The sequence below is a fragment of the Kribbella sp. NPDC050281 genome, from assembly GCF_040655855.1.
Lineage (GTDB): Bacteria > Actinomycetota > Actinomycetes > Propionibacteriales > Kribbellaceae > Kribbella.
On the sequence record NZ_JBFAKS010000026.1, the window covers coordinates 108,882 to 131,542 of the forward strand.

24 protein-coding genes and 1 pseudogene are annotated in these 22,661 nt (G+C 69.2%); 5 read left to right on the forward strand and 20 right to left on the reverse strand.

Features of this window, described 5'->3' with window-relative positions; translation table 11 throughout:
* Positions 1-2: 2 nt before the first annotated feature.
* Positions 3-1,295, reverse strand: a pseudogene (locus AB0I34_RS26570) (PH domain-containing protein); the annotation flags it as partial.
* On the reverse strand, positions 1,283-1,771 hold the full coding sequence (locus AB0I34_RS26575; protein WP_360449855.1) for a PH domain-containing protein: 489 nt from the start codon (positions 1,769-1,771) through the stop codon (positions 1,283-1,285). The gene AB0I34_RS26575 and the pseudogene AB0I34_RS26570, both read right to left, overlap by 13 nt.
* A 26-nt stretch (positions 1,772-1,797) precedes the next feature.
* Here AB0I34_RS26575 and AB0I34_RS26580 point away from each other — a divergent pair, with 26 nt between their 5' ends.
* Positions 1,798-3,003, forward strand: coding sequence for an NADH-quinone oxidoreductase subunit D (locus AB0I34_RS26580; protein ID WP_360449858.1), 1,206 nt, complete (start codon positions 1,798-1,800; stop codon positions 3,001-3,003).
* 1 nt (position 3,004) lies between these two features.
* Here the strand turns inward: AB0I34_RS26580 and AB0I34_RS26585 are convergent, their stop codons facing one another.
* The 15 genes from AB0I34_RS26585 to dacB form a co-directional block, all read right to left on the reverse strand.
* Complete coding sequence (locus AB0I34_RS26585; RefSeq protein WP_360449861.1) at positions 3,005-3,787, reverse strand: inositol monophosphatase family protein; 783 nt, start codon at positions 3,785-3,787, stop codon at positions 3,005-3,007.
* Positions 3,788-3,846: 59 nt separating this feature from the next.
* Positions 3,847-4,242, reverse strand: a complete 396-nt coding sequence (locus AB0I34_RS26590) for a hypothetical protein (protein WP_360449863.1) — start codon at positions 4,240-4,242, stop codon at positions 3,847-3,849.
* A gap of 43 nt (positions 4,243-4,285) precedes the next feature.
* Positions 4,286-4,726 (reverse strand): hypothetical protein, encoded by a 441-nt coding sequence (locus AB0I34_RS26595; protein WP_360449865.1) that lies wholly within the window; start codon positions 4,724-4,726, stop codon positions 4,286-4,288.
* Positions 4,727-4,737: 11 nt separating this feature from the next.
* The gene (locus tag AB0I34_RS26600) at positions 4,738-5,253 is read right to left on the reverse strand and encodes a DUF3180 domain-containing protein (protein WP_360449867.1); all 516 of its coding nucleotides are present in this window, start codon (positions 5,251-5,253) and stop codon (positions 4,738-4,740) included.
* The gene (folK, locus tag AB0I34_RS26605) at positions 5,253-5,810 is read right to left on the reverse strand and encodes a 2-amino-4-hydroxy-6-hydroxymethyldihydropteridine diphosphokinase (RefSeq protein ID WP_360449870.1); all 558 of its coding nucleotides are present in this window, start codon (positions 5,808-5,810) and stop codon (positions 5,253-5,255) included. The genes AB0I34_RS26600 and folK overlap by 1 nt, the downstream gene beginning before the upstream one ends.
* Positions 5,807-6,199, reverse strand: a complete 393-nt coding sequence (gene folB, locus AB0I34_RS26610) for a dihydroneopterin aldolase (RefSeq protein ID WP_360449872.1) — start codon at positions 6,197-6,199, stop codon at positions 5,807-5,809. Before folB ends, folK begins: the two co-directional genes overlap by 4 nt.
* Entirely contained in the window at positions 6,196-6,681 is a 486-nt protein-coding gene (locus AB0I34_RS26615; RefSeq protein ID WP_360449875.1) for a nuclear transport factor 2 family protein, read from the reverse strand. Before AB0I34_RS26615 ends, folB begins: the two co-directional genes overlap by 4 nt.
* Positions 6,678-7,475: a dihydropteroate synthase gene (gene folP / locus AB0I34_RS26620; protein WP_131513139.1), complete on the reverse strand. Its 798-nt coding sequence runs from the start codon at positions 7,473-7,475 to the stop codon at positions 6,678-6,680. Before folP ends, AB0I34_RS26615 begins: the two co-directional genes overlap by 4 nt.
* Positions 7,476-7,592: 117 nt before the next feature.
* Complete coding sequence (locus AB0I34_RS26625; protein WP_360449878.1) at positions 7,593-8,717, reverse strand: S1 family peptidase; 1,125 nt, start codon at positions 8,715-8,717, stop codon at positions 7,593-7,595.
* Positions 8,718-9,204: 487 nt separating this feature from the next.
* A complete protein-coding gene (gene folE / locus AB0I34_RS26630) occupies positions 9,205-9,777 on the reverse strand; it encodes a GTP cyclohydrolase I FolE (protein WP_131359978.1) in 573 nt (190 codons plus the stop codon).
* Between the two features lie 63 nt (positions 9,778-9,840).
* Complete coding sequence (gene ftsH / locus AB0I34_RS26635; RefSeq protein ID WP_360449880.1) at positions 9,841-11,877, reverse strand: ATP-dependent zinc metalloprotease FtsH; 2,037 nt, start codon at positions 11,875-11,877, stop codon at positions 9,841-9,843.
* 172 nt (positions 11,878-12,049) lie between these two features.
* Positions 12,050-12,601 carry a hypoxanthine phosphoribosyltransferase gene (hpt, locus tag AB0I34_RS26640; RefSeq protein ID WP_360449883.1) on the reverse strand — a complete coding sequence of 184 codons (552 nt, stop codon included), beginning with the start codon at positions 12,599-12,601 and terminating at the stop codon, positions 12,050-12,052.
* Between the two features lie 4 nt (positions 12,602-12,605).
* Entirely contained in the window at positions 12,606-13,670 is a 1,065-nt protein-coding gene (gene tilS / locus AB0I34_RS26645; RefSeq protein ID WP_360449885.1) for a tRNA lysidine(34) synthetase TilS, read from the reverse strand.
* A complete protein-coding gene (locus AB0I34_RS26650) occupies positions 13,642-14,736 on the reverse strand; it encodes a zinc-dependent metalloprotease (protein ID WP_360449888.1) in 1,095 nt (364 codons plus the stop codon). Before AB0I34_RS26650 ends, tilS begins: the two co-directional genes overlap by 29 nt.
* Before the next feature lie 73 nt (positions 14,737-14,809).
* Positions 14,810-16,171 carry a D-alanyl-D-alanine carboxypeptidase/D-alanyl-D-alanine-endopeptidase gene (gene dacB, locus AB0I34_RS26655; RefSeq protein ID WP_360449890.1) on the reverse strand — a complete coding sequence of 454 codons (1,362 nt, stop codon included), beginning with the start codon at positions 16,169-16,171 and terminating at the stop codon, positions 14,810-14,812.
* A gap of 50 nt (positions 16,172-16,221) precedes the next feature.
* Here dacB and AB0I34_RS26660 point away from each other — a divergent pair, with 50 nt between their 5' ends.
* Complete coding sequence (locus tag AB0I34_RS26660) at positions 16,222-16,710, forward strand: inorganic diphosphatase (RefSeq protein WP_360449893.1); 489 nt, start codon at positions 16,222-16,224, stop codon at positions 16,708-16,710.
* 36 nt (positions 16,711-16,746) lie between these two features.
* On the opposite strand, the gene AB0I34_RS26665 is transcribed toward AB0I34_RS26660, so the two are convergent.
* Entirely contained in the window at positions 16,747-17,178 is a 432-nt protein-coding gene (locus tag AB0I34_RS26665) for a MarR family transcriptional regulator (protein WP_360449895.1), read from the reverse strand.
* An 87-nt stretch (positions 17,179-17,265) separates the two neighbouring features.
* On the opposite strand from AB0I34_RS26665, the gene AB0I34_RS26670 reads away from it, so the two are divergent.
* The 3 genes from AB0I34_RS26670 (at position 17,266) to AB0I34_RS26680 (ending at position 19,995) form a co-directional block, all read left to right on the forward strand.
* Complete coding sequence (locus AB0I34_RS26670) at positions 17,266-18,231, forward strand: zinc-binding dehydrogenase (RefSeq protein WP_360449897.1); 966 nt, start codon at positions 17,266-17,268, stop codon at positions 18,229-18,231.
* Between the two features lie 115 nt (positions 18,232-18,346).
* Positions 18,347-19,237, forward strand: coding sequence for a LysR family transcriptional regulator (locus AB0I34_RS26675; protein ID WP_360449899.1), 891 nt, complete (start codon positions 18,347-18,349; stop codon positions 19,235-19,237).
* Between the two features lie 44 nt (positions 19,238-19,281).
* A complete protein-coding gene (locus tag AB0I34_RS26680) occupies positions 19,282-19,995 on the forward strand; it encodes an SDR family oxidoreductase (RefSeq protein WP_360449901.1) in 714 nt (237 codons plus the stop codon).
* 42 nt (positions 19,996-20,037) lie between these two features.
* Here AB0I34_RS26680 and AB0I34_RS26685 read toward each other — a convergent pair whose 3' ends face one another.
* Together AB0I34_RS26685 and AB0I34_RS26690 are read right to left on the reverse strand one after the other, a co-directional pair.
* Positions 20,038-21,453, reverse strand: a complete 1,416-nt coding sequence (locus AB0I34_RS26685) for a C40 family peptidase (protein ID WP_360449904.1) — start codon at positions 21,451-21,453, stop codon at positions 20,038-20,040.
* A gap of 259 nt (positions 21,454-21,712) precedes the next feature.
* Complete coding sequence (locus AB0I34_RS26690; protein ID WP_360449906.1) at positions 21,713-22,525, reverse strand: endonuclease/exonuclease/phosphatase family protein; 813 nt, start codon at positions 22,523-22,525, stop codon at positions 21,713-21,715.
* Between the last annotated feature and the right edge of the window lie 136 nt (positions 22,526-22,661).

Genomic DNA, 22,661 nt, shown 5'->3' on the forward strand with positions numbered 1-22,661 from the left:
GCCTCGGACTGGTCGCGGTGGAGGGCTACGGCGTCGGTTGGGCCGAGGGGTGTGTCTACGTGGACGTTGGCGAGGCCCAGGCGGCGCTGGAGCGGGCCCTGTTGCAGTCGCACGGACTGGGTCTTGTGGTGCAGCACGATTGACGTACGGCGGCTGACCCAGCCGCGGACCGTGACGAGTACCTGGTCGTCGGCGCCGTACGCGAGGTAGCGCCAGCCGATGGGGCGCAGCCACTTGGCGCGTTCCGGGGCGCGCTGCATGTCGATGCGAGACAAGTCGAAGCCGGGCAGGACCCGTGCGAGTACGCCGGCCACCTCGACCCGCTCGCCGACCGGCAGCAGCTGCGCGCCCTCGCGGTCGTTGTCGCCCTCGTCCTTGTTGCCCGCCACACCGGCGATGTCCAGCTCCACGCGAGACCAGCCGAGCAGACGCCAGATGAGCGGCTCGGTGATCAGCAGACCCTGCACCCGGCCGGGCGGCACGGTCTGCCGCTGGACGTCGAACAGGCCGCGCTTGGTGCGCAGACCGTGGTCGCTCTCCGAGAGGGTGAAGCCGTGGTTGCCGACGACCTGCTTCCAGATCGGCTGCACCACACCGAGTAGGAGCGGCACAGCGGCGAACAGACCGATGTGGAAGTTCAGCACGGTCGCTGCGGCGATCAACCAGACCAGACCACCCGCGCTGGCAAGGACTGTGGACGACAGCAGGGTCGCACCGAGCAGACGGCCGGTCGGGACGACCAGCAACGGCTCCAACTCGACCGGGGCGGTCTGCTGTTCGGCGACCTGCTGGCCCTTGGCCCTCACCAGCAGCGTGGTGCGCAGCCTGCCGGCCTCCTCGTACGCGAAGTAGCTGAGCTTGCCGTCGCTCTTGCCGCCACCCGCGACGTCCATCCGCAGCTCGGCCATCCCGAACAGGCGGGCGACGAACGGCTGCGCCACATCGATCGCCTGGATCCGGTCGAACCGGATGATCCGGGTACGCCGGAACAGGAACCCGCTGTCGACCCGGATCGCATCGTCGGTCAGCTGCCACTTGGTGAACCACCAGGACAGTGCCCCCAGCAGAATGCCGCCGACCAGTACCGCGGCCAGTCCGATGCCTGCGATGGTCAGATTGCTCCGCAGTCCCTCGTTGTTGACCAGCGCGAACGCCGCGACGACGAAGTACCCCCAGCCCTTCACGAACGGCGTGAGGGGGTGGAGGCGGGCGCCGGTCTGCTCAGTCACCGGCGGTCGTAATCCCGCGGTCTGCTGCCCGGGCGGGCCGGGCGCCGGCTCGGTCACAGGCCCCACGCCTGGGCCTGGCCGAGCGCGGAGAGGCGGTCACGGAGCCGACCGGCCTCGTCCGGATGCAGACCGGGGATCTTGGCGTCCGTCGCCGGCGTGGCCGTGTGCAGCTCCACCGTGGCGATCCCGTACGCCCGCTCCAGCGGCCCGGCGGCCACGTCGACGAACTGCATCCGCCCGTACGGGACCACCACCAGCTCGCGGAACATGATCCCGTGGCTGACCAGCAGCTCGTCCTCACGCTCGGCGTACCTCCAGGACCGCTGGTTGCGCCCGATCAGGACCCACGCCCAGACGAACCCGGCCGCCGCCACCAGCAGCGCGAGGACGCCGTACAGCCAGCCCACGGTCATCCCGAGCACGATCAGCAGCACGACTCCGGCCACGCCGGCGGTGATCCCCGCGTTCAGCCGGCGGACCGCGGCGAGCTTCGGCGAGACCGGCGTCCAGCTGACATCCGAGGGTGCGAAGAGGTCATCCACACACCCAGCCTGTCACGATAGGGGGCATGAGTACGGAACGAGTCGTGGGAATCGGCGCTGGAGCGGCTGGATTCGACCCTGCGTACGAGCGGGGTGGGACCGGGAGCGGCTCGGAGCTGGCGACCACCGACATGGTGCTCAACATCGGACCGCAGCACCCCGCGACGCACGGCGTACTGCGGCTGCGGCTGACCCTCGACGGCGAGCGGATCGTCGGCTGCGAGCCGATCATCGGCTACATGCACCGCGGCGCGGAGAAGCTGTTCGAGGTGCGCGACTACCGGCAGATCATCGTGCTGGCGAACCGGCACGACTGGCTGTCCGCGTTCGCCAACGAACTCGGCGTCGTATTCGCAGTCGAGCGGATGATGGGTCTCGAGGTGCCGGTCCGCGCGGTCTGGCTGCGCACCCTGCTGGCCGAGCTGAACCGGATCCTGAACCACCTGATGTTCCTCGGCTCGTACCCGCTCGAGCTCGGCGCGATCACCCCGGTCTTCTACGCGTTCCGCGAGCGGGAGACGCTGCAGGCGGTGATGGAGGAGCTGTCCGGCGGCCGGATGCACTACATGTTCAACCGCGTCGGCGGCCTGAAGGAGGACCTCCCGTACGGCTGGCTCGGCCGCGCGTCGGCTGCCTCGGTCGCGGTCCGCAAGCGGCTGCCCGACATCGAGGACATCATCCTCGGCAACGAGATCTTCCGCGCCCGCACCGTGGGCGTCGGCAAGCTCGCGCCCGAGCTGATCGCGCAGTACGGCGTCTCCGGCCCGATCGCCCGCGCCTCCGGCGTCGACGCCGACCTCCGCCGCGACGAGCCCTACCTCGGGTACGACGAACTCCTGCGGGACGGCGTACTCCGGGTCGTCACCCGGCCGGAGGGCGACTGCTTCGCGCGGTTCTCGGTCCTGCTGGAACAGGTGAAGGTGTCGCTGGACCTCGTCGACGCGTGCGTCGACAAGCTGTCGTCTCTGCCGGCCGGCCCGGTCAACGTGCGGCTGCCGAAGATCCTGAAGGTGCCGGAGGGCCAGACGTACGCCTGGACCGAGAGCCCGCTCGGCATCAACGGCTACTACCTGGTGTCCCGCGGCGACAAGACACCGTGGCGGCTCAAGCTGCGCTCGGCCAGCTTCAACAACATCTCCGCCCTGCCCGCGCTGCTCCCGGGCACCGTGATCCCGGACATGATCGCCATCCTCGGCAGCATGTTCTTCGTGGTCGGCGACATCGACAAGTAGGTCAGCCGACGGACTGAGCGATCAGGTCGAGCAGCGGGTCGGCGAGGGCTGCGGAGACGGCGAAGGTGCCGCGGGATTCGGGGGCGTGGTGCGAGCCGTCGAGGTCGAGTACGACGACGCCCGCCTCGCGGCAGATGGCGACTCCGGCCATGGTGTCCCAGGGTTTGTTGGAGAACATGATCGTCGCGTCGAAGTGGCCGGCCGCGGTCCAGGTCAGCGCGGTGGCCGCCGTACCGATCATCCGGATCCGCTGGGCTCGCGGATACAGGAGCTGTGTCAGCGCGAGCCGCTCGGCGTTCACCCGATCGGCGTCCGGCCCGACCGCATAGTCGCCCACGGCAACCAACGCGTCACTCAGGTCCGCGCACTCGCTGCCCCGGATGGGCTTTCCGTTGCAGGTCGCACCGTGGCCCTCGGCCGCGGCGTACCGGGTCCCGAGCGCGGGATGGTCGATCACGCCCGCCACCGCCCGTCCCTCGTGGATCAGCCCGAGCGAGATCCCCCACAGCGGTACGCCGTGGATGAAGTTCACCGTCCCGTCGATCGGATCGAGCACCCATCGGGTCCCGTCCGTCGCGCCACCCTCCTCCTCGCCGAGTACGCCGATCTCCGGCGTCTCCCGCTCGAGGAACGCACGCACCTCCCGCTCCACCGCGAAGTCCACCTCGGACGCCATGTCCCGATCACCCTTGGACGTGAGCACCCCAGGCGCCCGGGAGTCGGTCACCGCCCGCCCGCGATCAACAGCAGCTTCGGCAACCTTCAGCAGTTCAGCGAGATCCACACCCAGAACCTACGCGGGATCACCGACTCCCGGCTCCTCCCGGTCCACCACCCGGTCGGTCAGGCGATCCCCGGCGCCCTCCGCCGACGCCGCCAGGCCGCCGCGGCGGCGACCGCACCGATCGCCAACGCCCCAGCACCCGCCGCCTGCCCGATCTTGATCGGGCAACCCGACGCGCACTGCGGGATCGGATAGGGCTGCCCGGGATTCAGCTCGTGCGTCTCGCTGGCGGCGACGTACGCCTCCGTCGCCGGGAACGGCCAGCCCTCCGCACTCAGCAGCCGGTACCAGTCCTCGTCCTCCCACGCCTTCCGCCGGCACGTCACATTCACCGACGCCGACTCGAACGGCGGCGGACCCAACTGCCCGATCGGCAGATGATCCTCGTTGAAGACCGTGACGTGCCCGTTCGGATCGTTCATCGTCACCGCCGGATAGTTCGCATCCAGCCCCATAGCCATCCCTCCCCACACCGAAGTATGAGCCGAGAGGTCTGTCTCAGGAAGCGGCCAGGCCCCGGAGTTTGAGGTCGACGACGGTGGGGGCGTCGGCCTGGGAGTGTTTGTCGCCGGCGGCAACGACCGTGGCGACCTCCTGGTCGATCTTGTCCAGGCGCTGGTCGATCTTGTCGAGCCGGCGCTGCATCAGGTCGACGAACTCGGCGTTCTCGACCACCCGCGCGCTGGTGATCCGGGAGTACTCCTGCGCCACCTGGGCGCGTTCGTCGGAATGGGCCAGCCGCTCGACCAGCAACTGATGGCGGAACAGCACCGAGGCGGCGATCGCGATCACGACGGCGCCCGCGGCGGCAGCCCGGAGAATCCAGGCATTCTGGGAGAAGAGCGCGATACTCACACTCAGACAGACAACGATCAGCAGACCGTTGGCAACGGTGAGAACTGTGGTCCTGGTTCGACGGCGGCTACCCCTTGACCCCATGGACCGACATGTTAGGGGGTCTCGTCCGGGTCCTCGGGAATACGACACGCGCGTTCGAGCAACAATCCGGCCGTGACGACCAGCACTGAGACCACCGCCGCGGCACCGGCCATGATCACTCGGTTGCGCGGCCCCGAAGCACTCACCGCGTCGAGGAAGCTTAACGCGAACCCTGCGTAAACCCCGGTGCACAACGCGCCGACGAAAGCGCTCGCCTTCGCGAGCAGCAGCAGGAACACCGCCCGCGACGGCTCGATCCGTTCGCGCCGGACCTGGATCCGCTGGTGGGTGTTGCGCGCCGCCATGAACAGTAGGGCGGCCAGGAACGTCCAGGCGATCAGAGTCAGCCAGGAGACCGCGGGCGCGACCCCGCCGCCGGACTCGATCGCCTTGACCATGGTCACGCCGATCGCCGCCCCGAGGACCGCGATCGCGATCAGCAACCCGCGTGAGGTCGGCCGGACCGAGCCCGGGCGCGGCGGCTCTTTGCCGGGCGCCTGGTTGGGCTCTGGACCGCCGGATGCCACTACTGGAGCTCGATGTCGAGCTTGGTCACGCCCTCGGTGCCGACCTTCGCGAGCAGTTCGGCGACCGAGCCGCGCCCGGGCAGCACCGCGTCCCGCTCGATGTCGAGCCACGGCGCCAGGACGAACGCGCGCTCGTGCGCCCGCGGGTGCGGGATGGTCAGCTCCTCGGACTCGATCTCCTTGGTGCCGTACGTGATCAGGTCGACGTCCAGGGTCCGTGGTGCACCCGGCACGCTGCGCTCCCGGCCGAACGCCTGCTCGATCGCGTGCGCGCGGTCGAGCAACAGGTCCACGGCCAGGGTGCTGTCGGCCAGCAGTACGACGTTGAGGTACGGGCCGGACTCGTCGGGCCCGCCGATCGGCTGGGTCTCGTAGACCGGGGAGACCTCGACCACCACGACGTCCGGGGTGTCCCGCAGCGCATCGACCGCGCCCTGCAGGTTCGCCTCACGGTCGCCGAGATTGCTCCCGAGCGACAGGATCACCTGGCGGATCGGCTTGAGGCCACCGCTCAGGGTGTCCGCGTCGATGACGTGGGGACTTGGGGTCTCAGTCACGAGGATTCTCCGGCTCTGCGCTGCACGGTCAGGACAACGTCGTCGAACGGCACCGTGATCGGCGCCGAGGGTTTGTGGATGGTCACCGCGGTCGCTGTCACCCGCCGGTCGGCGAGGCACAGATCCGCGATGCGCTGGGCGAGGGTCTCGATCAGGTCCACCGGATCGGTTTCGATCGCGTGGTGCACCCGCTCGGCCACCACCCCGTAGTTCACGGTGTCGGCCAGGTCATCGGAAGCCGCGGCCGGCCGGGTGTCCAGCTCCAGCCGGACGTCCACGACGAACTCCTGCCCGTCGGCCCGCTCGTGCTCGAACACCCCGTGGCGCCCGAAACCTCGGATGCCACGGATCTCGATCACGTCAGGCAAGGACGACGCGGGACCGCTCATTCCGCCTCCTCCTGTCGGCCCCCAGACGACGACAGTACCGGTGAGGCATGGTGGATCCACAACCGCCAGCCGGAGGAAGTTTTGCGAAAGACGTTCGTGGCCAGCGCCTTACCGCCCGCGAACCCTTCCTCCGGGGCGCCCTCACCGGACGACAGGACATTCTCCGTACACGTGACGTAGGCCACGTCTTCATCCACCCGGACCTGGACATCGGTCAGAAAGAACTGGATGTACGGCGTATTGGCGAAGATCATCGCCCAGGCGCGCATCATTTCGGCGTACCCCGAGATCGCCGCGTTGCCGGGATGGATGCAGACCGGATCGGGATCCGGCAGCCAGACCGCCGCCATCAGATCCAGGTCGCCGGCCTCGAACGCGTTGTAGAACGCGGTGTTCGCGTTCAGCACGACGTCCTCCACCGTCGCACCGCGCGCACCGTCTCCTCCTGCGCTCCGGCGCGGACCGCCCGGTCCGTCCGTCATACCGTTCCCCATCTCTTCGCCACCCGGACCGCGTCCGCGCTCGGCGCCACCGCGTGGGCCCGGACACACCAGGCTCCCGCGGCGGCGGCCAGGGCGGATACAGCCGCGCTCGCATCGTCTCGTCGTACGGCCGGTCTGGGTTCACCGGTCTGCTCGTCGGCGAGCAGCCTACCGAGGAACGCCTTCCGGGACGCACCGATGAGCAACGGCCGGCCCAGTACGCCGAATTCCCGTAATCGGCGAAGAACTTCCCAGTTGTGGTCCGCGTTCTTCGCGAACCCGAGACCGGGATCCAGTGCGACCCTGCCCAGATCCACGCCGGCGGACCGGATCGCGTCGACGCGTTGACCGAGCTCCGCAATCACCTCGGCGACCACATCGTCGTACTCCGCCCTGTTCTGCATGTCGATCGAGTGCCCACGCCAATGCATACAGACATACGGCGTACGACGCTCCGCCACCAGGGGAAGCATGTCCGGATCGGCCTGGCCGCCGGACACGTCGTTGATCATCACCGCGCCCGCGTCGAGGGCGAGGGCGGCGACGCCGGCCCGCATGGTGTCGACCGAGATCAGCGCACCGTCGGCTGCGAGCGCCTCGATCACCGGCAGCACCCGGCGGATCTCCTCCTCGGGCGCGGGCCGCTCGGCGCCCGGCCGGGTCGACTCGCCGCCGACGTCGAGCAGATCGGCGCCGTCGGCCAGCAACTCCCGGCCGTGCTTGATCGCCGCGGCCGGCTCGAACCACTCGCCGCCGTCGGAAAAGGAGTCCGGGGTCACGTTGACAACACCCATCACGAGACACCGGTCCAGGACCGGCAGCCCGTCGACGTGCACCCGCAAACCGTCACTCACCAGACCACCGTAGTGGCCGTCACCCCCAGCCGCGGAACCAGCCGGGCATCAGCCGCCTCAGCTCAGCACGAGGCGCGACTGGGTCGCCTGCAGGGCCTCGCCGATCGGTTGCGAGTACGACTCGTTGGTCTGACCGGTCTTCTCCAGGCACTGGCCGTTGATCAGGGCCGCACCGCTGGTGATGCCCTGCGCGTAGTTGCCGGTCATGTTGGCCCCGCCGGAGTCGCCGGCCTCGACGCACGCGGTGTGCTGGAACAGACCCTTGACGATCCTGTTGCTGCCGTAGTTGACCGTCACGTTGCGCGCGACGATCCGGCCGCAGGTCCAGCCGGTGCTCTTGCCCGACTTGCACAGCGTGGATCCGACGGTCGCGTTGGCGATCCCCTTGACCGAGACGTTGCCGGCGCCCCAGCCATCGACGTACCCCTGCTGGTCCCAGCCCTCGATCACGCCGACGCTGCCGAAGTCGTTGCCCGGGAAGCTCGACGTGCGGGTGTTGCCGAGCACGTAGCCGTTCCGGGAGAACGACGGCTTGCCGGCGGTGCAGTGGCCCGCGGTGAGGAAGATCCGGGTGCCCTTGGTGGTGCGGGCGTTGAAGCCGAGGGAGCAGACGTACCCGGTGTTCTTGTCCACCTGGAGGCCGCCGCGCAGGCCGAAGTCGTCCGCGGTGGTGGTCACCCGGCCGGGCGCGGACCGGATCGTCACGCGGTCGCCGTTCGCCTTGGCGCGGTCGACGAAGCGCTGGGTGATCAGGTCGCGCGCGCCTCGGGGGACGGTGACGACCACGGTGCCCGAGAGGGGATCGACGTACCAGGACCGGACCTTGCCGGCGCCGGAGCCGCTGGCCAGCCGGTTCAGCTCGGACTGGACCGCGTTCAGCTGATCAGCGGTGAAGCGGACCAGCCGGGGGATCGCACCCGCCGCTCGGACCAGGTCAGCGGTGGCGAGATCGGACACGGCGACGACCAGCTCACCGGCCTCGTCGTAGTAGCTGCCGACTGCCCGCGACCCGAGCTCGGTCTCGACAGTGTCGGCGACCAGCGGAGACTTGGCGGTCAACTCTCCGGGCTTCACCCCCGACGGCTCCGAGTCCGCGGTGGCCCAGTTCGCCGCGACCAGCCCGGCGGCCGTCAGTACGACGGCACCGGCGAGTGCGGCGCCGACCCGGAAACGCCCCGACATCCTTCTCCTCCTCACGCCGGCATCCGGTCCTCGTCGACCGAACGCCACTACGGAAAGTAAACGTTCAGCGACAGAATGTCCACAGATATCGGCTTCCAATCTCCAACGAACCACCGCCCGCGAAAGCTACGGCCGCCCGGATGGCGGGCGCGCGGACAGGCTGTGGGGACCGCGGACACGTTATTTCCTGTCCGAGGCCACCAGATGGTGTCCGCGCCGCCGGTGCTTGCGCGCCACCGCCACCGGGGAAATCCGGCCGTCCTGTCTGATGTGCGGATTGGCTTCGGTTGGGGTGGCGGCGTGCAGTTGGACAGGAGGTGTCGGGCCGGCAGGTAGTGCAGTGGAGCGTGCGTGCGTTCTGTGTACGGCGTATCGCAGGTGCACTACCTGTCGGTCTGTACACCACCGTTCGACGCGCACCGCAGTCCCGGCCGTGACCTCGGACCGGCAACCGGTGGGAGGCGGCGCAGGAGCCAGTGGAGTGGAGTCAGCCGACGATCAGGCTCATGGCCTCGGCTCGGGTGACCGGGTTGCGGAGTTGGCCGCGGACGGCCGACGTGATGGTCTTGGCGCCCGGTTTGCGGACGCCGCGCATGGTCATGCACAGGTGCTCGCACTCGATCACCACGATCACGCCCCGCGGCTCGAGCAGTTCGACCAGCGAGTCGGCGACCTGCGTGGTCAGCCGCTCCTGGACCTGCGGGCGCTTGGCGTAGACATCGACCAGACGGGCCAGCTTGGACAGCCCGGTGATCCGGCCGTCGCGGCTCGGGATGTAGCCGACGTGGGCCACTCCGGTGAACGGGACCAGGTGGTGCTCACACAGGCTCCAGACCTCGATGCCCTTCACCAGGACCATCTCGTCGTGGCCGATGTCGAAGGTCGTCGTGAGCACGTCCTCGGCCCGCTGACCGAGTCCGCCGGTGATCTCGGCGTACGAGCGCGCCACCCGGGCCGGAGTATCCAGCAGGCCTTCGCGGTCCGGATCCTCGCCGATCGCGATCAGCAACTCCCGGACGGCCCGCTCGGCCCGTGCGTGGTCGAACTTCGGTGACGTCATTCAGCCACCTTAGACAGCAGCAGAGCCGCCACCCGGATGGGTGGCGGCTCTGCTGACTTCAGCTCAGTCCTTCGGCGACGGCGGGGTCGGGCCGCTGCCGTAGGTCGGCGGCTTGACGGCCTCGTCCGGGCCGACCGCACCGCCCGGCAGGACGTCCGACAGCGAGCCGTTCTGCTCGCCGCGGGTCGGCACCGGCATCACCGGCGGCTGGTCCGACGGCACCCGGGTGGACGAACCCGTCCAGGCCGGCCGCCGCTCGCGCTTCTGCACCGGCGCGAAGACCCGGGCGATCTCGTGCTTGTCGAGCGTCTCCTTCTCCAGCAGCTCCTCGACCAGGTGGTCCAGCACCGCGCGGTTCTCGACCAGGATGTCGAACGCCTCCTGGTGTGCGTTCAGGATCAGCTTGCCGACCTCCTCGTCGACCGCCGCGGCGATCTCCTCGGAGTAGTTGCGCTGGCTGCCCAGGTCGCGGCCCAGGAACGGCTCACCGCTGTCCTGGCCGAACTTGATCGCGCCGAGCCGCTCGGTCATGCCGTACTGCGTGACCATCGCGCGAGCCAGTGCGGTCGCCTTCTCGATGTCGTTGCTGGCGCCGGTGGTCGGGTCGTGGAAGACCATCTCCTCGGCCGCACGGCCACCGAGCATGTAGGCCAGCTTGTCCAGCATCTCGGACCGGGTGGTCGAGTACTTGTCCTCGTCCGGCATCACCATGGTGTAGCCGAGCGCCCGGCCACGCGGCAGGATCGTCACCTTCTGCACCGGGTCGGAGTGCGGCAGCGCGGCGGCGACCAGGGCGTGTCCGCCCTCGTGGTACGCCGTCAGCACCTTCTCCTTGTCCGACATCAGCCGGCTGCGGCGCTGCGGACCGGCGATGACACGGTCGATCGCCTCGTCCAGACCACGGTTGTCGATCACCTGCTGGTTGTTCCGGGCGGTGAGCAAGGCGGCCTCGTTCAGCACGTTGGCCAGGTCCGCACCGGTGAAGCCCGGCGTACGACGGGCGACCGCCGTCAGGTCCACATCCGGCGCCATCGGCTTGCCACGTGCGTGCACCCTCAGGATCTGCTCGCGACCCGGCAGATCCGGCGCGTCGACGGCGATCTGCCGGTCGAAGCGGCCCGGCCGCAGCAGCGCCGGGTCGAGCACGTCGGGCCGGTTGGTGGCCGCGATCAGGATCACACCGCCGCGGACGTCGAAGCCGTCCATCTCGACCAGCAACTGGTTCAGCGTCTGCTCGCGCTCGTCGTGACCACCGCCGAGGCCCGCACCACGGTGCCGGCCGACGGCGTCGATCTCGTCGATGAACACGATCGCCGGGGCGTTCGTCTTGGCCTGCTCGAACAGGTCGCGGACCCGGGAGGCGCCGACACCGACGAACATCTCGACGAAGTCCGAACCGGAGATCGAGTAGAACGGCACGCCGGCCTCACCGGCGACCGCACGGGCCAGCAGGGTCTTACCGGTACCGGGCTGGCCGTACAGCAGCACGCCCTTCGGGATCTTCGCCCCGACCGCCTGGAACTTTCCTGGTTCCTGCAGGAACTCCTTGATCTCGCCGAGTTCCTCGATCGCCTCGTCGCAACCGGCCACGTCCGCGAACGTCGTCTTCGGGGTGTCCTTGGTGATCAGCTTGGCCTTCGACTTCGCGAAGCTCATCACCCGCGAGCCGCCGCCCTGCATCGAGTTCATCAAGAAGATGAACACGACCGCGATCAGCAGGAACGGGATCAGCGTGGAGAACACCTGGCCGATGAAGCTCGGCTTGGGGTTCTCGACGTCGTACCGCTCGATCTTGCCGTCCTGGAACAGGCTCTGCAGGTCGTTGCCGAGGGTGTTGGCCTGGCCGTCGACCCAGTGCGCCCGGACCTTGGTCCCGTCGGTCTTCTCGACCCGGATCTCCTGGTCGGGGTCGATCAGAGTCACCGACTTGATCGACTTGTCGGACGAGGACTTGGCCTGCTGGATCAGCTGGACCACCTGGCCGGTGGGCTCGGTCTTGTACCCGGTCGAGCCGGTCAGGAGCTGTCCGATCACCAGTACGCCCAAGAAGGCGACGACGATCCAGAACAGGGGTCCGCGGAAGATACGCTTCACGTCCATGATCGAGGCCTACGCCCCGTCCCTCCTAGCTCGGCAGGCCCGGGTATGCGGGCTTGAGACGGTAACACCAGTCCAAGTGTCTCGTGTCGCACAAGACAACACATAACGAGGGTCACCAAGACGGCGTGACCCCGTTGTACAGGCTGTCACCAAGTCTGCCCCGAAGGATGGATCAGGAGTAGACGTGCGGGGCAAGCGTCGCCACGCAACGCAGGTTCCGGTACTTCTCCGCGTAGTCCAGGCCATAACCGACCACAAACTCGTCCGGGAGCTCCAGGCCGACGTACTTGACCGGGACCCGCATCTTGGCCGCGTCCGGCTTCACGAACGCCGTGCACAGCTCCAGCGAGGCCGGTTTCCGTGACTCCAGGTTACTGACCAGCCAGCTCAGCGTCAGTCCGGTGTCGATGATGTCCTCGACGATCAGCACGTGCCGGTTGGTGATGTCGGTGTCCAGGTCCTTCTGGATCCGGACCACCCCGGACGACTTGGTGCCCGAGCCGTACGACGAGATGGCCATCCAGTCCATCTCCACATGCCGGCTGAACGACCGGGCCAGGTCGGCCATCACCATCACCGCGCCCCGCAGGACGCCGACCATCAGAAGGTCCTTGCCCTCGTAGTCCTGCTCGATCCGCGCCGCGAGCTCGCGCAGCTTCGCCAGGATCTGGTCCTCGGTGTAGTGGACCTTGCTCAGGTCCTTCTCGATGTCCGCGGCATCCACGCAGTCAGCCTGTCACACCTTCGCCCAACACAATGAATCCGCCCCTACGGACCGCCCGGACCCCTTGTGGCAGATCGATCCACCGCTGTCCACGCCACGCGGTCACCAGCGCGTCGACGGCAGCGATGTGCGCCGCGGTGAGGTCCGTGGCCCGGCAGCCCGCTTCCAGCGCCGCCTGACGCAGGGCCCTGGTCCGGATCGCCGCCGGCTCGTCCTCGAGCATCCCGATGTCGCACACCACTTCGTCGTCGGTACGCCGCAGTGCGGTCTCCGCGAGGTCCGCCGCGAGCACGTCCAACGCATCCGCGTCCGCCCGGAGCAACCCCGCCGTACGGGCGAGCGCTTCGACCACACCAGGCCCCAGCGCCTCCTCGAGGACCGGCAGGACCTCGTGCCGCACGCGGACCCGGGTGTACTGCGGATCGTCGTTGTGCGGGTCGTGCCACGGCCGGAGCCCCGACGCGATGCACGCGGCAGCCGTGGTGGCTCGAGGAACCTCCAGGAACGGCCTTCTGAGCAGTCCGGCGACCGGAGCCATGCCCGCGAGCGACCGAGCACCCGAGCCGCGACCCAGCCCCAAGAGAACAGTCTCGGCCTGGTCGTCCCGCGTGTGAGCCAGCAGTACGACGTCCGCCCCGGATTCGTCAGCCGCGTCACGAAGAGCGTCGTACCGGGCCGACCGGGCAGCGGCCTCTGGACCGCCATCGGCGCCGACCTCTACCGGACGCACGTGGACCGGGTCGAGCCCGAGGGTCCGGCACTGTGTGGCGGCGGTCTCCGCAACGTGGGCGGAGTCGGCCTGGAGCCCGTGGTCGACGATGACTGCACCAGCACGGAGCTCCAGCTTCGGAGCCTCGAAGGCGGTCGCGGCCGCCAAGGCCAGCGAGTCCGTACCGCCGGAGCAGGCGACCAGAACGGTCGTGCCCTTGGGCAGCTCCGCCAGCATGGTTCGCACTGCCTCCCGGGTGCGTGCGACGGCGGGGTGCAGCTTCCCTCTCCGGCGCTCGACCAGGTCGTCGGCAGCCGATCCGCCCGGTGGCTCAGCCGTGGAGCCGGCTGACCCAGGCATCCGGATTCGCGATCTCGTGCTTGGTCGGCAGCGTGTTCGGCCCGGTCCAGACCCGGTTGAACCCGTCCATCCCGACCTGCTCGACCACGCGGCGTACGAACGCGGCGCCGTCCTTGTACTGCCGCAGCTTGGCGTCCAGGCCGAGCAGCCGCTTCAGCAACTGGTCCACCGGGTTGCCGCTCTGCCGGCGCGACGTGAACTTGGAGCGGATGGCGTCCACGGTCGGGATCACCGACGGCCCGACGCCGTCCATCACGAAGTCGGCGTGGCCCTCGAGCAGGGACATGACCGCGGTCAGCCGATCCAGCACCGCACGCTGCTCCGGCGACTGCATCAGGTCGACCAGGCTCAGCTCGGCCTCACCGCGGACCGATCGGCCCAGCCGCTGCACGGCCTCGCGGAACATCGCGGCGTACGCCGACGCGTCCAGCTCGGCCTGGTCGAGGAACAACGCGATCTCCGACCGCAGGTGGTCCCGCAGCCACGGGACCGCAGTGAACTGCACCCGGTGCGTCTCCTCGTGCAGGCACACCCACAACCTGAAGTCCCGCGGTACGACGCCCAGCTCGGACTCCACGTGCATGACGTTCGGCGCGACCAGCAGCAACCGGCCGGTCAGACCCGGCCGGTCCGGATCCGGCTCGGACGGGTAGAACGGGTCGAACTGCCCGAGCACGCGGGACGAAAGGAAGGCCAGCAGCGCGCCGGCCTCGATCGCGGTCACCCGAGAGCCGACCGCGGAGGACAACCCACCGGTCCGCTCGGCCTTCTCGCGCAGCTTGTCGGCCAGTGGCTGCAGCACGGTCCGGAAGCCGTCCGCGTTCGCCTGCACCCAGCCGGGCCGGTCCACGATCACCACCGGCGCGGTCGCTGAGGTCGCTTCCAGCTTGGTGAACTCCCGGACGTGGTGCTCGGAGTCGGCCGCGAACTGCCGCAGCTCGGCCACCACCTGATCCGCCTCCGCGCGGCTGACCGCCGGTCCGGGCCGCAGCAGCTTGCGAGCCACTCCCGTTGCCAGCTGCCAGTCGACCATCTCGGCCGCGGTCTCACCTTCCGCCGTACTCATGTTTCTGACCCTAGTCGCATGTCCCAACATGCGTCTGCTGATCGGTCCGGCTCAGACCGCCCTCAGACGGCCCTCAGACGGCACAGCCGCAGTTGGCCAGCGCAGCAGCCGCCCGGTCGAGCGCAGCCCGCGCGTCGAGGGTCTTGGGCACCGCAACACTGTCGGTGGCCACCGCGAACACGAGCAGGGTGCCGGTGCGGTCGCGGACCAGGCCGGCCAGGCTATGGACCCCGGTCAGCGTGCCGGTCTTCGCACGGACCAGTCCGGTCCCGCCGGCAGTACCGGCTCCGGTGAAGCGCTCTTCGAGGCTTCCGGTGAATCCTGCGACCGGCAGCCCGGTCAGCAGGTGCCGCAGCTCCGGGTGCTCGGTGGAGACCGCGGCCCGGATCGCACCGGCCAGCAGGTCCAGCGGCACGTGGTTGCCCCGAGACAGCCCGCTGCCGTCGAGGATCCGGGCCTCGCTGACATCCAGTCCGAGCTTGGTCAGTGTCGCCCGTACGCCCTTGACGCCACCGGCGTACGAGCCACCGTTCTTGGTGGCCAGTCCGACCTGCCGCAGCAGCACCTCGGCTCCGTCGTTGTCACTGTGCAGGTTCACGTACTCGACGATCTGGCCGACCGTCGGCGACTGCACCTCTGCGACGGTCTTGGCCGCAGCGGGAGCGACGGCCGCCTTGAGGGCCGGCGCCACCTTGATGCCGGCCGCCCGCAACTGCGCGGCGAAGGCAGTGGCCGCCGCCTGCGACGGGGAGTCGGCCCGCTTCGCCATCCCCGGGGACAGCCGGCCCTCGTTCACCCACAGCGCGGACGTCCGGGCGGCGATGCCTTCGGTGATGTAGTTCGGCTCCCAGTTCGCGTTGGCCGCAAGCCCGGTGAAGAGTGAGGCGTCGTACCCGAGGGTGACGCTCCGGATGCCTTGCGCCTTGAGTGCCTTCGCTGTGCCGGCCGCCAGGTCCTGGAGGGACGCGCGGACCGGGAAGTCGGTCGGGTCACTGGACCGCTTGGTGGCCAGCAGCGGGTCACCGCCGCCGACCAGGATCAGGGAGCTACCGGCTCCACTGACGACCTTCGTGCTGAACCTGTGGTCCGGTCCGAGGGTCTCCAGCGCGGAAACCGTCGTCAGCAGCTTCATCGTCGACGCCGGGATGTACGGCGTCGCCGTGCCCGCCGAGTACACCGCCTTGCCGCGGGAGGCGTCGTACACGTAGATCCCACGGTGCTTGCCTAGCGCCGGGTCCCTGAGGATCGGTGCCAGCACCTTCTGGACGCCGGCGGCGGTCGGTGCGACGCCCTCGGCCTTGGCTGGTGCCAGCACGGCCGGCGCCTGCTGTGCTGCCTGGACAGATCCGGGTACGGCGTCCGCTCCGCCCGCCAGGCTCACGCAGAGCGCTGAGGCGAGCAGCGTGACGAACACCGCACGGGGAGGACGGGGCACCTGGCTGCTCCTGTCAATTGGTCGGTCCGAACCGTGACAGTATCTGCCGTATGGAGTTCGACGTCTTCATCGAGATCCCCAAGGGCACGCGCAACAAGTACGAGCTGGACCACAAGACGGGCCGGCTCCGGCTGGACCGGACCCTCTTCACGGCCACCCAGTATCCGGCCGACTACGGGTTCATCGAGGAGACTCTCGGCCAGGACGGCGACCCGCTGGACGCGCTGGTGCTGCTGCCCGAGCCGACGTTCCCCGGCTGCCTGATCAAGGCGCGCGCGATCGGCATGTTCCGGATGACCGATGAGAAGGGGCCGGACGACAAGGTCCTCTGCGTCCCGGCCGGCGACCCGCGCCAGGAGCACCTGCGCGACATCCATCACGTGCCCGAGTTCGACCGGCTGGAGATCCAGCACTTCTTCGAGGTCTACAAGGACCTCGAGCCCGGCAAGTCGGTCGAAGGCGCCACCTGGGCCGGCCGGGCCGACGCCGAGGCCGAGATCACCGCTTCCTTCCAGCGCCTGAAGACCGAAGCCCACTGACCCGTCCCGCTGGCCCGGATTCGCGGCGCCGGCGGTTCAGTCGGCGGTGAGCCGACGAAGCAGTCCGAGCAGGGTCTTCCGCTCGTTGGCACTGAGTGGCTCCAGTAGCTCCGTCTCGGCGGCCGCGATCAGCTCGTCCATCGCGAGCAGTTGCTTGTCCCCCGCGGGCGTGATCGCCACGATCTTCCGGCGCCGGTCCGCGGGATCCACCCGGCGTTCGACGTACTTGAGCTCTTCCAGCTCGTCGAGCAGCGTGACGAGATCGCTGCGGTCGAACCCGATCCGGTCGGCCAGCGTCGCCTGAGCACCCTCGCCGTCGTCGGCCAGGCTCGCGAGCACGTGGTAGTGCAACGTCCGTACGCCGGCCTCCGTCATGTGCTGCCGGACCAGGCGCTGCGCCTGCTGGCTCGACCGGCCGAGCGCCCACAGCACCCGGTCGGCCAGACGATGCGTCGGCGACTTCTTCACCCGGACAACTCTATTGGCAGCGGTCGCGTCCGGCGTTATCGTGGGAGTTTCCCATTATTTACGACTCCCACGATTTGGAGACAACCCATGCGCGCAGTGCGCTACCACGAGTACGGCGGCCCCGAGGTCCTGCGGCTCGAGGAGGTCGCCGTACCCGAGCCCGCCGCCGGTCAGGTCCTGGTCGAGGTCGAGGCCATCGGCTCCAACGCCATCGACGCCGTCCTCCGCCGCGGCAACACTCCTTGGGACCGACCGCTGCCCGCCCGGCTCACCGGTGATGTCGTCGGCCGCATCACCGCGCTCGGTCCGGACGCCTCCTCCGGCCTGGCTGTCGGCGATCGCGTGGCCGGCCTGTCCGAGGACGCGTTCGCCGAGTACGCCGTCCTCGACACGGACTTCATCGCACCGATCCCCGACCACGCCGACGCGGGCGAAGCCACGATGATGTCGATGACGGCGCCGCTCGCCCTGCGCCTGCTGGAAGCCGGCCGCATCCCGGTCGGTGGCGCCGTACTGATCCAGTCCGCGGCCGGCACCATCGGCCACCTCGCCGTCCAGTTGGCCCGGTCGTTCGGCCCGGCGACGATCATCGGTACGGCGTCGTCCGCGGCGCGCCTGGATTTCATCCGCTCGCTCGGCGCTGAGGCCGTCGACCTGACCGACCCCGAATGGCCGGCACAGGTCCGCAAGTTCGCACCCGACGGCGTGAACACCGCCCTGGACGCTGTCGGCGGAACGGTCTTCGACCAGAGCCTCGAGCTGATCAAACCGCTCGGCACGATGATCACGTACGGCGGTATCAGCGGTGCCCTCCCGTCGATTCCCGCCAGCAGCCTGTTCGGCCTCCGGTCGGTCACCGGCGTCTCGGTGATGGGCTGGCGCCTGGCCAACCCGGACGGTGCCCGCGCCGACATCGCCGAGGTCACCCGTCGCTGGCAGTCCGGCGACCTCCGCCCGGCCGTCCACGCCACCCTCCCACTGGCCCAGGTCGTCGACCTGCACCGAACCCTCGACGCCCGAGCCAACCTCGGCCGCCTCATCGCCACCCCCTGACCGACCCGCTCCGGGGAGGACCTCTCCCCCTGAATCGAGCAGAGCTCCTCCCCAATCCGGTTTCGCGAGGTGGTGGACCGGGGCGATTGGCAGGGGTGGGGATTAGGGTTGGTGGGTGGAGCTTCGGCAGATGCGGTACTTCGTGGGGGTTGCGGAGGAACTGCATTTCGGCCGGGCCGCGGAGCGGCTGTACATCTCTACGCCAACGCTGAGCCAGCAGATCAAGCAGCTCGAACGTGAGGTCGGCACCACCCTGCTGATCCGGCACAGCCGGGGTGTCGAGCTCACGCCCGCGGGGCAGGTCTTCCTGGCCCGGGCCCGCGAGACGATCCAGGCGGCCGGCCTGGCGCTGAAGGACACGCGCCGGGCGGCCGGGCTGGACGAACCGGTACTCCGGCTCGGGCTGCTCAACGGCGTCCCCGGATGGTTGCCGGCGGCCCTCGAACAGCTCGCCGCCGATCGTTACCCGAGCAGCACGGTGACCTTGGCGGCCGGCACCACTGTCGACCAGGTCCGGATGCTCAGCAGCGGCGAGATCGACCTCGGCCTGGTTCGCACACCACTGACGTTGCCCGTAGCAACCACTTCGGAACACCTGGCCGACGAGGAGCTCGGCGTACTGCTGGCGGCGACACACCCGCTCGCGGAACGGACCGAGCTGACCCTCGACGATCTGGCCGGGCTGGAGCTGATCTGGATCCAGCGCGCCGCGGCCCCGGAGTTCTACGACGACGCACTGAAGCGACTCGGCGACCAGATCCGGCTCAGTGACATCAGCATGAGCCACTCCCAGCTCCACTCGGCCCTGCGCGTCCGCCGCGGCGCGATCAGTCTCGGATCATGCCGCGCCGCGACCCCGGACGTCGTCTGGCGGCCGATCACGGGTCGTCCATTGGTCGCGAAGTACGCCGCCATCTGGCGCACCGACTCGCACAACCCGGTACTCCGGTCGATGACCGTTAGCCCTGGCCTAACGGCGGTTAGGCAACAAGTCGTGGCGGACTGACACCTGCGGTGGTTGGCTCGAACCAACTATTCGAAGGAGAAAGTGTGCAGTCAACAGAACACGTCGTGGTCGTCGGTGGCAGCTCCGGGATGGGCCGCGCGCTCGCCGCGGAACTGGTTGCCCAGGGCTCCGAAGTGACCGTCGCCGGTCGCTCCGCCGGCAAACTCGACGCAGTACGCCGGGAGCTCGGCGTACGGACCGTTGCCATGGACATCGGTGTCGAGCAGGACGTCGAGCGGCTCTTCAAGACCACCGGCACGGTCAGCCACATCGTCACCACCGCCGCCGACATCAGCGGCGCCTACCAACTGATCAGCGAGTACGACGTGAACTCGGCGCGGTCCGCGGTCGACTCCAAGCTACTGGGGCCGTTGCTGCTTGCCAAGCACGGCACGCCGCTGCTCGAAACGGGCGGCTCGATCGTGTTCACCTCGGGCATCGCGGCGTACCGCCCCGGGCCGAGGGCAGCGGTGGTCGCGGCGCTCAACGGCGGACTCGCCTCACTCGCCTCGGCGCTGGCGGTCGAGCTGGCACCGATCCGCGTCAACGTGGTGTCGCCAGGCTGGGTGGACACGCCGATCTGGGAGTACGTCGCCGGTGACGCGACCGCGGAGACCCTCGCCGCAATGGCCGCGCGCCTCCCGGCCGGTCGGATCGGGCGGACGAAGGACATCGCGGACGCGATCATCGCCCTGCTGCGCAATGGATTCATCACTGGCACCGTCCTGCACGCCGACGGCGGACACCGGCTGGTCTAGAGGTTGGCGTCCCCGGCAACCATCGTTGCCGGGGACAACTGGTCACGGGCGGCCGAAGAAGTCCGGCGGCTCCCAGTAGTAGACGCTGTCGATCTGCACCGGCTTGCCGGTCCGCGGTGCGTGGATCATCCGCCCGTCGCCGAGGTACATCGCGACGTGGTGGATGGTGCCGGGATCGTCGGGGTTGACCGACCAGAAGATCAGGTCGCCGGGCCGCAACTCGTCCTCGTCGATGTGCCGGACCTGCTCGTACTGCGCGACGCTGTAATGCGGCAACTGGACGCCGGCCCGCTCCCAGGCACCCATCATCAGTCCGGAGCAGTCCCACCGCGACGGCCCGGTCCCGCCCCACAGGTACATGTCGCCGAGCTGCGAGAGCGCGAAGTCGATCGCCGCCTGCGCGCCCTTGCGGGAGCTGCCGGGGTTGTCGGGCCGACTGGGCCGGCGGGGCCGGTCCGGCTTGTGCTTCGGCGGCTTCTTCGTGCCGTGGTTCTTCTTCGCCTCCGCCCGCTCCTCGCGTTCCTCCCGCGCCTTCTCGGCCGCTTCCCGCGCCTGCTCGGCCGCTTCCCGGGCCCGCTCGGCGGCCTCCCGGGCGGCGATCTTGCGGCGCAGTTCGGCGGCCTTCTTCGCGGCGAGAGCGGCGGCTCGCTGGCGCGCAAGCTCTTCGAGTCCCCGCTGCCGCTGGGCGGCCACCTGGATCGACGTGTTCTGCAGGACGGCGAGCTGGGCGATCGCCTGCTTGCGCTGGACGCCCATCGCGGTCACCGCCGAGGCCTGCGCAGCCTCCGCGGCCTCGGCCGCCTTCTTCGCCGCGGCGGCCTCGTCGGTCGCCTTCTTCACCTTGGCGACGGCCTGGCCGGCCTGCACCTTGAACAGATTCGTCACGACCTGACTCGCCGTGTACCGGAGATACGACCCTTGCATCGCGGTCGACACCGAGCGCGCCGCGCCGGCCGAGTCGAGCAGCTCCTGCGGACCCTCGGCGGTGAACAGCGGCGCGATCTTCGCGACATCACCACCACCCTGGTACGACGCCGCGGCGAACCGGCCGATCTGCTGTCGCTGGGCCGTCAGAGTCTTCTGCGCCTTGGCCGCCCGGGCCGCCGCGGCGGCCGCCTCGGTCTTGGCCAGCTGCAACTTGTAGACGGCGCCGTTGTAGGCCTCGTCCGCAATCCCGGACGCGACGCCCAATTGCTCGAGCCGCGCGCTGGCTGCAGCGAGCTGCTGCTCGATCCCGGCCACCTGGCCGGCCTTCGCGGCGGCGGCCTGCTTGGCCTTCTCGACCGCGGCTTGGGATGGAATCACGGGCGGCTTCGGCTTGGCGGCGTCGGCCTGGATCGGGATGACAGCCATCGAGCCGGCCAAACAGACCACGAGCACCCCGGAGAGCAGCGCCCTACCGGTCTTCCCAGTGCCCGCGACCCGTCCGCCGGACGTGGCCCGCGAGGGGGTCCGCATCAGGTCGTTCCTTCCGACAGTCACGAACCCCTTCCCCAGGGTTCGTGAACTTTTGGTCCTCTTGGACCTCATACGTGACACTAGTTGCCTGTAGCCCCAGTGGGAACAGCTTTCACACAAGTAACTTTGTTTCACCTGCGTGTCGACTTGACAAACTACAAGCTTGTAATTTCACACAGCCGGTAGCCGGACCGCCGCCGGGAGCACGAAAACGGCGCCCATCCGGCCGAAACCGAAGGGCGCCGTAGTGCAGGGCGGGTTAGTGGAGAGTGAAGGAGGCTAGGACCGGGAGGTGGTCGGAGGCTGGGGTGACCGGCACTGAGGCCTTCGTCGGCACCAGCTGGGGACTGTGCAGCTGGAAGTCGATCCGCTTGGTCGGGTTGCCGGCCTCGATCGTGTAGCCCGGGCCGACTCCGACCTCGGTCCAGGTGTCGTTCAGTACGGCGGTCAGCGTCTTGATCTCCGGCTTTTCCGGCGTCGCGTTCAGGTCGCCGACCAGCAGCGTCGGCTTCTTCGACGTACCGAGCAGCTCGACCACCTTCTGCGCCTGCTCCAGCCGCTCGGCGTTGTTGTTGCTGGTCAGGTGCGTGTTCGCGAACCGCAGTTCCGCGCCGCGGACCTTGACCGTCGCAACCGCCAGCCCGCGCTGCTCACCGGTCGGGTAGAGCGGCAGCAGGGTGTTGGTGAAGTCCTTGATCGGGTACTTCGACAGGATCGCCGTACCGTACTGGCGCCGCGGCTCGCCCGGGTTCACCGGCGGGAGGTCGAGGTTGGCGGCGTACCCGTAGTGCATCTTGAGCCGCTTCGCGAACCAGTCCGGCTGGTCGACCCAGTTGCTCCGCACGTCCCAGTGCCGGTCGACCTCCTGCAGCCCGATCACGTCGGCGTCGGACTGCTCGATCAGCTTGGCGATCCGCTCGAGGTCGAGGACGCCGTCGATGCCGGCGCCGTGGTGGATGTTGTACGTCATCACGGTCACGGGCCGCGCCGGCCGCGCGGCGTCGGGCCGAGCCGCGGCAACAGTAGGTATCACGATCAAGAGTCCCACGAAGATGGTCAGTAATTTACGCATACGGTCATCGTTCCGGAAAACCGGCGACACTCGCTCGACGAGCGCGCAACGGATAACGCAGCCCCCAACAGAGAGCAGGCGGCTGGTGGGTCGCGGGGCGGACAGCCGACCGGCGACGCGGCCTGGGAACGCGGGG